General features: G+C 52.8%; 13 protein-coding genes. 10 read left to right on the top strand and 3 right to left on the bottom strand.

The window, feature by feature from the left end; all coding sequences use genetic code 11:
* Positions 1-97: 97 nt before the first annotated feature.
* The 10 genes from AC14M5_RS21515 to AC14M5_RS21470 all read left to right on the top strand — a co-directional run bounded on the left by AC14M5_RS21515 (position 98) and on the right by AC14M5_RS21470 (position 8,661).
* Positions 98-244 (top strand): hypothetical protein, encoded by a 147-nt coding sequence (locus AC14M5_RS21515; protein ID WP_484031772.1) that lies wholly within the window; start codon positions 98-100, stop codon positions 242-244.
* Positions 245-247: 3 nt separating this feature from the next.
* Positions 248-1,129 carry a MerR family transcriptional regulator gene (locus tag AC14M5_RS21510; RefSeq protein ID WP_484031771.1) on the top strand — a complete coding sequence of 294 codons (882 nt, stop codon included), beginning with the start codon at positions 248-250 and terminating at the stop codon, positions 1,127-1,129.
* Positions 1,130-1,324: 195 nt separating this feature from the next.
* Positions 1,325-2,227, top strand: coding sequence for a c-type cytochrome (locus tag AC14M5_RS21505; RefSeq protein WP_484031770.1), 903 nt, complete (start codon positions 1,325-1,327; stop codon positions 2,225-2,227).
* 12 nt (positions 2,228-2,239) lie between these two features.
* On the top strand, positions 2,240-2,758 hold the full coding sequence (locus tag AC14M5_RS21500) for a hypothetical protein (RefSeq protein WP_484031769.1): 519 nt from the start codon (positions 2,240-2,242) through the stop codon (positions 2,756-2,758).
* Positions 2,755-2,886: a hypothetical protein gene (locus tag AC14M5_RS21495; RefSeq protein ID WP_484031768.1), complete on the top strand. Its 132-nt coding sequence runs from the start codon at positions 2,755-2,757 to the stop codon at positions 2,884-2,886. Before AC14M5_RS21500 ends, AC14M5_RS21495 begins: the two co-directional genes overlap by 4 nt.
* Before the next feature lie 76 nt (positions 2,887-2,962).
* Entirely contained in the window at positions 2,963-4,777 is a 1,815-nt protein-coding gene (locus tag AC14M5_RS21490; protein WP_484031767.1) for an Ig-like domain-containing protein, read from the top strand.
* Positions 4,778-4,797: 20 nt separating this feature from the next.
* A complete protein-coding gene (locus tag AC14M5_RS21485; RefSeq protein WP_484031766.1) occupies positions 4,798-5,457 on the top strand; it encodes a hypothetical protein in 660 nt (219 codons plus the stop codon).
* A 1-nt stretch (position 5,458) separates the two neighbouring features.
* On the top strand, positions 5,459-6,241 hold the full coding sequence (locus tag AC14M5_RS21480; protein WP_484031765.1) for a nucleotidyltransferase family protein: 783 nt from the start codon (positions 5,459-5,461) through the stop codon (positions 6,239-6,241).
* A gap of 10 nt (positions 6,242-6,251) precedes the next feature.
* Positions 6,252-7,628 carry an MFS transporter gene (locus tag AC14M5_RS21475; RefSeq protein ID WP_484031764.1) on the top strand — a complete coding sequence of 459 codons (1,377 nt, stop codon included), beginning with the start codon at positions 6,252-6,254 and terminating at the stop codon, positions 7,626-7,628.
* The gene (locus tag AC14M5_RS21470) at positions 7,621-8,661 is read left to right on the top strand and encodes a nucleoside hydrolase (protein ID WP_484031763.1); all 1,041 of its coding nucleotides are present in this window, start codon (positions 7,621-7,623) and stop codon (positions 8,659-8,661) included. The genes AC14M5_RS21475 and AC14M5_RS21470 overlap by 8 nt, the downstream gene beginning before the upstream one ends.
* A 385-nt stretch (positions 8,662-9,046) precedes the next feature.
* Here the strand turns inward: AC14M5_RS21470 and AC14M5_RS21465 are convergent, their stop codons facing one another.
* The 3 genes from AC14M5_RS21465 to AC14M5_RS21455 all read right to left on the bottom strand — a co-directional run.
* Positions 9,047-9,235, bottom strand: a complete 189-nt coding sequence (locus AC14M5_RS21465; RefSeq protein WP_484031762.1) for a hypothetical protein — start codon at positions 9,233-9,235, stop codon at positions 9,047-9,049.
* 1 nt (position 9,236) lies between these two features.
* Positions 9,237-9,542 (bottom strand): hypothetical protein, encoded by a 306-nt coding sequence (locus AC14M5_RS21460; protein ID WP_484031761.1) that lies wholly within the window; start codon positions 9,540-9,542, stop codon positions 9,237-9,239.
* A partial coding sequence (locus AC14M5_RS21455; protein ID WP_484031760.1) for a hypothetical protein occupies positions 9,539-10,015 on the bottom strand: 477 nt, incomplete at its 5' end. The genes AC14M5_RS21460 and AC14M5_RS21455, both read right to left, overlap by 4 nt.

Raw genomic sequence — 10,015 nt, 5'->3', positions numbered from 1 at the left:
TTTCTTTCAGCAGAAACTCCAATATCACGCGCGAGGACTTTTTGTCAACTAGCATAAGACCCTATTACTCTTCCGATTCGACAGCATGCTTGTCGATGTGCCTGATGAACTATTCATCCACCGATTCATTTTGACCAACAACCTGCTGGCGATCCAATTTACAGCGCTGATGCTGCTGGGGTTTATGTTGAAACGCGATGTGATTGATAATTCAAAACCTCACCTACAGGAGCAAACGGCGTAGACCATGCTAAAGATCGGAGAATTCTCCCGCCTGAGCCAGGTGACGATCAAGACCCTGCATCATTACGATGAGCTGGGATTGATCAAGCCCGCCCATATTGATCCGATTACGAACTATCGGTTCTACACCGTCGAGCAGTTGCCGCGCATTCATCGCATCATGGCACTCAAGGAAATGGGACTCTCGCTCGAGCAGATCGGCATCATGCTCGAAAAGGAACTGCCGACGGATGAAATACGCGGTATGCTGCACTTCAAGCAGGCAGAGATCCAACAGGAGATGCGTGAGGCGCAGAGGCAACTTTCGCTGGTCGAGTTCCGTCTGCGGATGATCGAAGCGGAGATCAACTTCCCTGAATTGGATGTGGTGATCAAGCGTCTCGAATCGATGCGGTTCCTGTCCTTCTTTGACCGTCCACGCCCCGGCCTGCCAGTAGATGAATTGCTGGCGCACAGAGAAAGAGTGGCAAATACAATCAGAAAAGCGATCGAGGAGGGCGTGATAAAGCATACGGGCGTTGTATACGATGTCTATCACGGCGAAACGATCATCTCCTTTCATGCGCCTGAAATCGGTGAAGAACAGCATGAGATCCTGATCGGTGTGACAGATGCTCAAGAATCCGTCACAATTGAGTACGTTGGTCAACTGACAGCTCGGAATGAACCGGCCGTTGAAACCGCTGCCACCCTCTTTATAGAACCGACGCCAGGCAATCCCGCGGGCTTTGTCGAACCGGCAACCTTGCTCCGCCGTTGGGCGATCCTGCATGGATACAAGCCGCGCGACATGATGCGTTTTTTTCATCATCGCGGTCCATTGCAAACAAACAACTCTGCGGAATTCATCATCGAAGCGCAGTTGCCGGTGGATGTGGGAGATTGATTCCACGGCGATCACGTGAACGTCCCGCAGAGCATGGGTTTCAAGGGCAGGCTGCAAGGAGTCTGCGGGACGGTAAGTAACATCAGCAAGTCATAAACATACAGCGGCAATAACCAGGTTATTGACCGGGATGTAACCATGCCTCGGTTCTGTTCGACGCGCCTGTTTATCTGTATTCGAAAAGGAGAAAATCAAATGAAAAGGATACTCAAACTCATCAGCAAGATCATCGGCGTGCTTGTTGGATTAATCGTGTTGGCTGTCGTTGCTGTCATGGCAGTCGGCTATTTCCGTTACAACAAGACCTACGATATCGCTGTCCGCTCGCTGGAAATTCCCACAGACGCAGCGTCCATCGCGCGCGGCGATCATCTGGTGAACGCCGTCGCCCACTGCGCGCTCTGTCACGGCGAAGGATTGGCTGGGGCATACATGGTCGATTCCAGTGCGGAGGGAATCGTCGTGGCTCCGAACCTGACATCGGGCAAAGGCGGACGCGGCGCTTCTTTCTCGACCGAAGACTGGGTGCGCGCCATCCGGCATGGAATCCACTCTGACGGTCGCAGTGTCCTCATCATGCCCTCACTCTTCTTCGACGTGCTCAGCGAAGAAGACCTCGCCGCGATCATCGCCTACCTGCAGACCATCCCGCCGGTGGATAACGTCCTGCCCGAGACCAAACCCGGTCCAATGATGATCGCGCTGATCGGCGCGGGTCCGTTCACGGAAGGGATGTCTGCCCTGCACATCGATCATGAGGCGCCCTTCCCCGCCGCGCCGGCCGAAGCCGCAACCGCAGAATACGGCGCGTACCTGATCGAGATCGGTCAGTGCCGCGCCTGTCACGGCTGGGAACTGGCGGGTGGGCAGTCCAACCCCGGCGCGCCGCTCGGACCGAACCTGACCCCTGGCGGCGAACCCGGCTTCTGGACCGATGAACAATTTGTTGAGGTGATCCGCACCGGCAAGCATCCCTCCGGGCGTGAACTGGTCTCGCACATGCCATGGAAATATTTCCGTCACATGACCGATGCCGAGTTGATGGCGATCCGCCTCTATTTGATGTCTCTACCAAAGCTTGAAACTCAAATTCCATAGAAGGAGATCCCCATGAGCAACAAAAATATTGAACCCAAAGGTTCCTTCTGGGCTACAGCGCCCGGTTGCATTACGGCCATTGGCGGTTTGGTATCGGTGGTGGTAGCGGCGGTTGTGGCGTTGTCTGCCGCGGGCTTCATTCAGCCGCCTTTTTCTGCGACTGCGACATCACCTGCACCTGTTGCGGCAACAGCGGTAATCTCAAATTCTGTTACCGCAAATATCCCCTCTGCGCCAGATACTGAGTTGCCCCCCTCTGTTCCGACCAGGGTTCCTCCAACCCATACAGCCGCGCCAAGCGTAAAACCCATCGTGATCGAATTGGACGATCAAATTCAGGGACCATCTCGCACTGCAGTCTGCGACCACCATCGGCAGGATATGACCTCGTTTGGGGCACAGTACTGGCGCGAAGGCGATCAACTGTTCGGTGTCGGCCCGGATTGCGGCTTGAACTTTAACTTTGAAGTAAAAGAGACCAACGATTACAAGTTGACGCTCTATGCCACTTACGCGCCCGATTTCGGATGACTGCCGGTGAATCCAATCGATTGATCGTATGGGTGGATGGAAAGAATGCAGTCTCAAACGATTTCAAGTTCGGTCTCGACTACCTGGAACTGCAATGCCTAAACCAGATCCGCAATGGCAGGTGTTAAAGGTTGGAATTTGCCGGTACGAAAGCTGGCTTTTGAACACGATGCTGAATTCGTTTAAAGTGATCAAGGAGTAGATATGCGTATCTTGGCTGTGCTGCTCAAACCAAATCCTTCCCTGGTCCTGATATCGGTTACATGGCTCATCGTACTAGGCGCCTGCGCACGCCCGGAAACGGAGATGACAACGCCTCAAACAATGACGCCCGTGCAGGCATCACCTGTCGAAACGCCTCTCCCAACACCGACCGCGGAAGAACACACAAGCGAGAAATACAAAGATCTGACCGTGCGCCCGCAGATCTGGTTTGGTCCTTTGGATCCCTGGTCATGGGAGCAACATCTCCCGGGACAGGGTCCCTTCCAGTATTACGATCTATTTTCCAAAAATGCGGAGTGGCATGAGGTATCCCAAGCCGTGCAGATCATCCGCTTGTATCCGGTATGGTTGGAATCCTTTGCGAGTCCCTCCCAACTCCGCGCCGTGCTGGAAGACATCCAGCGCAGGGGTATGGCAATCTCCTATGAAGCGGGTCCCTTGACAGAAAGGGGACCGTGCAATGCCGCCACCATCGAAGGCTTCTATGGTGTACCTGCGGCAAAAGGTATCGTGAGGAGAATCGCCAATGCTGGAGGCAGTCTCTATTCCATGGACCTGGAGCACGGCTTTGACGCCGCCACATACTACGACCCAGCCTGTGGGATGACGCCGACTGAAATTGCGCAGGATGCCGCCATGACCATTCGCGCTGTCCGTGAGGTATTCCCGGGGGCAAAAATTGGAAGCATCGAGACAGCCGATCTGGATGTGGACGCGGTGGCAGCGTGGATGTCCGCTTACCGGGAGGTCATGGGGGAGGAACTGGCGTACTTTCACCTGGATATCAATTACTCCAAACCCGATTGGGCAGAGTGTGCAAAGGAGATCGAAGCCTATGTAAAGTCCAGAGGCGTCGAGTTTGGGATTTTCTATTTTGGTGACGCTCATGATCGCACCGATGCCGAATGGCTGGTCCGCACCGAAGAGCGGTTTGTGGAATATGAGGTGATTGCCGGGGGCGATCCGGACCATGTGATTTTCCAATCATGGCATCCGCATCCGCAACGCCTCTTTCCGGAAACCGAACCTGGTACGTTCACCAATCTGATCCTGCGCTATATGCGTCCCCGACCGACCCTGACCATGAATCTGACAGCCCAGACCGTGGATGGGTCGTTGATGGATTCAGATGGCAACCCGCTTCCGGGTGCGCCGATCCAGATCAAGGTCCAGCCCAGAAGCGGGGAAGGCATCTTTGCGCAATACATGATCACCGGAAGTGTTCCTGAGGAGGCAACGTTTGCCGATGCAGGCTTCCGCATCAACATGGAGTGTGAGTGCAACGGTTCAGCCAGATTCATCCTGGATCAGGTTGAATATCTTGAGAGCAGACAGGCAACCAACCAGGTTCCCAATGGACGATTTTCAAATGGGCTGACTGCCTGGGGCATATGGGGGAATGGCGCGGCGCGATTGGTGGCAAGCCCCAACAATTCGGGAGCCGCGCTGTCGGTATCTGTGGATACGGGTCAAGCGCTTGGGATGAACTCCGGGAAGATCCCGGTCACGCCGGGCAGCCTGTTTACCATCACCTTCACTGCCCGCATTGACCCGATCTCCGCCGGGAGTGGTTATTTCAATATCATCTTCCTAAACGCTGCGGGCGAGGTGCGCCGTCTGACGACTCCGCTAGAAGCCGGCCAGGTTGTCCTTTCGGAGATCGCCACAGACCAGAACGGTAAATATAGTATCAGTTTGGAGAACCTCCCAGTTGGAGAAATCGAACTATCTGCATGGTACGCAGGTAGTGATAGTTTTTGGCCCACACTGGATAGCGTTGTTATTAGTCGGTAAAGTCAGGAGATTCGTTAAACATGAATACAACTTCTGAAACAATCAAACCGCAGCATCCCTTCGTTGCCGGGTTCTGGTTGATTCCCGCCATACCTGTATTTGCTTTTGTTGTGTTGCCGTTCATGATGGCAGTAGGTGTGGATGATCTATATACGCCTGTGGGAGTCACCGTCATGTTCATCATGCATTTCGCCGCCGGGTATATGTGGGCGCGTTCCCTGAGCGCGCGCTCTGGTCTGCCGCATAACAGAATGATGAACATCTTTGGCGGGCTGGGTTTCGCATTTGGAGTTGTAGGGTTGCTTATCTTGTATACTTCCGGCTTCCCGATAGAAGATGCCATCAATCGCTGGGGTGAATCGTTCGATGGAGCAGGCAACCTTGAATTTGGGGCGATTTTTGCTCCATGGACCGGATTGGCTTGCGGCATTGCCGGTTTTGCCTTGGGGCTTGGGTTGAGAGATATTAAACTCGCCTTGAAACTTCTTGCGGTTGGCTTTCTCACAGGTTTGGGCTTGTACCTCGCGATCATGTTCACCATGGAGCTGCTCGGTTTCAAAGTTGGGAGCGGGCGCCCCGTGATGTTGCCAACGACATTCCTGTCCATGTGGTCCGCGGCGCTGGTAGGCAGTGCGATCTTCGGAAGGATACTGGCGAGATCACGAGTCCACGAGAACTGAAATGGATCTTATCATCCCCGCCGGTGGGATTCCCAGACCGAACCATCCGCTGTACAAATACACCCAGGGCAAACCCAAAGCTCTGTTGGATGTGGCAGGCAAGCCGATGATCCAATGGGTGCTGGATGCCGTTGGTGAGGCGAAAAGTGTGGGGCATGTAGCAGTTGTCGGCGTAGAGAGAAGCGTGGATTTATCCTGCAAAAAGCCGTTGAGCGTTCTGCCCAATCAATATAATATGGTGGAGAACCTGCGTGCAGGTGCGCGACGAATCCTTGAGTTGAATCCATCGGCAGAATATGTGATGACCTGCACGTCGGACATCCCGATGGTCACGCCCGAAGCGTTCGATTGGATCGTGGAGCAGGCACAAATGTCGCACCATGAATTTTATTTGACGATGATCACGAAAGAGGCGATGATGAGGCGTTACCCCGGCTCGAAACGCCGCACGGACCGCTTCACGGATATCGAAGTGCGCGGCGCGGATATCACCGTCGTCAAGCCGCGCGTTATTTTGCAAAGCGGCATAGCCGATACACTTAAGCAGTTGCGCCACAATACGTGGAAACAATTGATGTTCATCGGTTTCGATACGTTACTCCTGATACAGTTGCGCCGCCTCGATCTCGCGGGTTTTGCAAAGCGTCTTGCCAAAAAGCACGGTCTCGTTTGGAGTCCGCTCGTCTGCCCGTACCCCGAGATCGCCATGGATGTGGATTTTCCGAATGAGCTTGAACTTGTGCGCCACGTTCTAACGAACAATGGGTTCTCTGCATTAGACTGAAGGAAACAGTATGGCGTCGGTTGAATCCACAAAAGTGATTTCCGTTTCTGATACCCAACGGCGAGGGCTATCGGTGGTGAGTCTCTCCGCCGCAACACTCGTGGATCAGGGCGAGGAGCAGGCATTGCCGATACTCTGGTCGCACATATATGCATCCTTGGGTGCATCCATCGGAGGACTTGGTTCTGTACTGGGCGCGAGCAAATTCACGATGACGGTGATGTATCCCGTTTGGGGATATTTGGCAGACCGCTTCTCACGCCGCATGTTACTGGTCTGGTTCACGGGGATCTGGGGACTCTGGACACTGGGCATCAGTTTTGCTGAGACTCTGCCTCAACTCATGACGTTGCGCATCATTTCCGGATTTGGGCTTGGCGCGTTCGCCCCAGCCGCCTTCTCGCTGATTGGCGATCTCTTCGATAATGAAGCGCGCGGACGTGTCATCGGCATCACACGCGCCGTCGGTCTGTTTGGCATCCTCTTTACAGTGGGACTCCTCCCCGCCGTTGCCGCGGGTCGCCCCGACAACTGGCGTCTCTGCTTCGCGGTAATGGGCATTGCCAGTTTCATCACCGGCTTGTTGATTCTGCTAATCCGTGAACCGGCGCGCGGTGCAAGCGAACCCGAACTGCGCGGTGTGGTCACGAATGGAAACTATGAGCAATTCAAGTTCACATGGGCGGAATTCTGGGCGCTGTTCAAAATTCGGAGTTGGCGGTTGTTGCTGGTCAACGAACTGCTCACGAAGGTCAGCATCTCGGTGTTTGTCGGCTGGAATTTCACCTGGCTGAGCGGGTTGGGCCTGGCAATGCCCGTTTTTTACGGGACGATCCTGCTGGTTTTCCTCGGCATGGCCATTGGCAGTGTCCTTTTCGGCTGGCTTGGGGACCGCTTCGAACAACGCTTCCCGGATCGCGGCAGGATTATGCTGATCCAGATTGGGCTGGTGGCCGGCGTACCCAGTCTGATCGGCTACCTTTTCTCGACGGGCGAGAATATCCCCTGGCTGATCGTTTTCGCCCTGTTGGGTGGCGTTAGCAACTGCGCCTATAGTGAAGGGATACTCTGGCCTGTGGCGCAAGCCATCCTGCCACCGGAGTTGAGAGGCAGTAACCGTGCGGTCATCAGCATGGCCTCTGGCGCGTTCAGCGCGGTGATGCTCGGCTTGTCCGGCATTGTTGCGGATCGTGTCGGCGTCTCTGCATCACTGTTGTGGTTTGTCCCACTCCCGATTCTGATCAGTGCCATTGTGTGGATGCCTATGCTGCGCACATATCCACAAGATAGAACTGCCCTGCACAATTTATTACTGCAACGGCGGCTGGATCTGTCTCATTCTTCTTCTCTCACATCTGCAAAACAGTTGGAGAAAACAAATGAATAAGAGCCTGTTAATCATTCTAATGGCATTAAGTTTATTGGTTTCAGGTTGCGGAGGTCAAGCACCCGCGCCTGATCCCAGCCTCATCCAGATTCAAACTCCGAAACCAGTCATTTACGATACGGACATGGCGCACGAAGATATATTTTCAGCGTTGTTCTTATTGTCGCATCCCAACGTGGAGGTGCGCGCAATTACGGTCGCTGGCACTGGTGAAGTGCATTGCGAACCCGGCGTGGCGTATGCACGGGGTTTGGCGGCAATGAGTAGTTACGAAGACCTCCTCGTCGCGTGTGGACGCGAAACGCCGCTGGCAGGGGATCACGTCTTCCCTGCGGAATGGCGAAAGGGCGCGGATGAGGGATATGGGGTTGCCATGCCAAAGGGTGGGAATCCATCTGACCTCAGCGCGGCGGATTTGATCATTGACCTCGTTCAAAATTCTGAGGAACCCATCGCCATTGTTGCAGTTGGACCGTTGACGAATGTTGCCGAAGCCATCCAAAAGTCCCCGGAGATCGGCGAAAACATCGCAGAGATCTACATCATGGGTGGTGCGGTGAATGTGGAAGGGAATGTAGGACTCTCAGGGGTTGGGATTGATAATAAATACGCCGAGTGGAACATCTACATTGACCCCCTCGCGGCAAATATCGTTTTCAAATCTGGCATCCCGATTGTCCTCGTTCCGCTGGATGCCTCAAAGGATGTACCGGTCACCCGCAGGTTTTACAATGCTCTGGGAGAGAATCTCAACACCCCATCGGCAAACCTTGTCCGCAATATACTGACTGCCAATCTTGGCTTCGTGGATAGCGGCGGCTTCCAATTCTGGGATACACTTACCTCCGCCATTTTTACCGATGAAAGCCTCGCCACTTTCGAAGAGATGCAATTAACGGTTGTAGAGGAAGAAGGACCGGAGAGTGGCTATACCAAACCCGACCCGAACGGAGTGAAAGTCAAGGTCGCCACGAGCGCAGACCGGAAAAAGTTCGAACAAATCTTTCTCACGATATTGAATTGGGAGAATTGACCTGTTGAATCTGGTTCGTTACCGCCTTAATGTAAAGCTTATTGTTGTGCAGAGTATCCGATAGAGGTATTGAATCCCGGATTCAATGGAAAACGGTTATTGATGGCTTCCGTAAAGTGCATCTAAAGAAGGCAATAAGGACAAAAAGACGACCATTTGGGTCGGTCCTTTTGTCCTTATTTATAGTGATCGAACCTGCTTTTGACCTTACCACCTAAGTGGGGACCCTCTACCATTACAGTGTAAGATAAGATACGGAGGCAACTCTGCGGTCCCGACGGGATTGAAAACAGTGACACGTAACTACTTGGGCGCTCAGTAAATTGGATGAAGTTTCCTTCATTATAGCAGTAACGAGCAAATTCATCAGACTTTGGGTAGTGTCCTAATTTGAAATGGGGCGCTTGAAATGATATGTATCTCCCTGAGTAGAAACTAATTCCCATCCTTCTAAGCCAATCTTGTTCAGCACCGAAAACACGGTGTCTTTTTCAAGCATAGATTTTTCCCCGTTGATATAGTACGCCTTACTGACAGCGTCAATATATAAATATAAGTATTCCCATTTCTGCATGTTATCCTCCATAATCATTCACGATTGCCGCCCTGACTGCGTCCTGTGCGGATTTTACAGGGTCGGCATGTAGAACCGCAAAGAAGCGCCTTTTCTTTGTCCCTGTAACGGGTGATGACCAAGCATAGGCAAGTTTGGCGGTGGGATGGTCTTTCAGTTCAAATATGTAAACATACCCGCTCCAGACTGTCTTTCCCTCAAAAGTTTCTTTGACGCGGGTTCTCTCTTTATGAATTGCCTTACATCCATGAAGCCCTTCAACGGCTTGTCGAAGGGCTTCAATGTTTTTATTTGTTTTGCGGTTCATTCCTCTTCGGTCTCATCTTCTTGTTTGCTGGGCGGCGTGGCATCCTCTGTTAAGGATGGTTCCATCAAAACAAGCCAATTCTTGATTAGGTCATAGTTCTTTTTACTCAAGGGTCTTGGTATGCTCAAGATGGCTGTTGACCCGCCGATGAGGGGAATCGTGTTATCTTGCAGGCTAGGATTTGTCATACGCTCTCGCTCTCCGTTATTACGTGGCCGTGGGGGGGTGTTACTCTGGACTCTAGTCCCAGAAGCGCCATCGCTGGAGGCTATTTTACCATCCTTTATCAGACCCGCATAGTTGAGAGTGTTCTTAAATCCCTTGATAAAATCATCAACAGACTCAGGATTAAATCTCTTTTCTTTTATCAGATAGCGTTTCATGGATTCTTCTGACGGCAAAGCCTGACCATCTTTCAGCCAATACACCCACAAATCATTGTAGATTGCAGGCTTGAGAGCGGCTTCTTTGAT

This window comes from Candidatus Villigracilis sp., from assembly GCF_057083605.1.
Note: the sequence above shows the minus strand (reverse complement) of the source record. Positions and strands in the feature narration are given on the sequence as shown.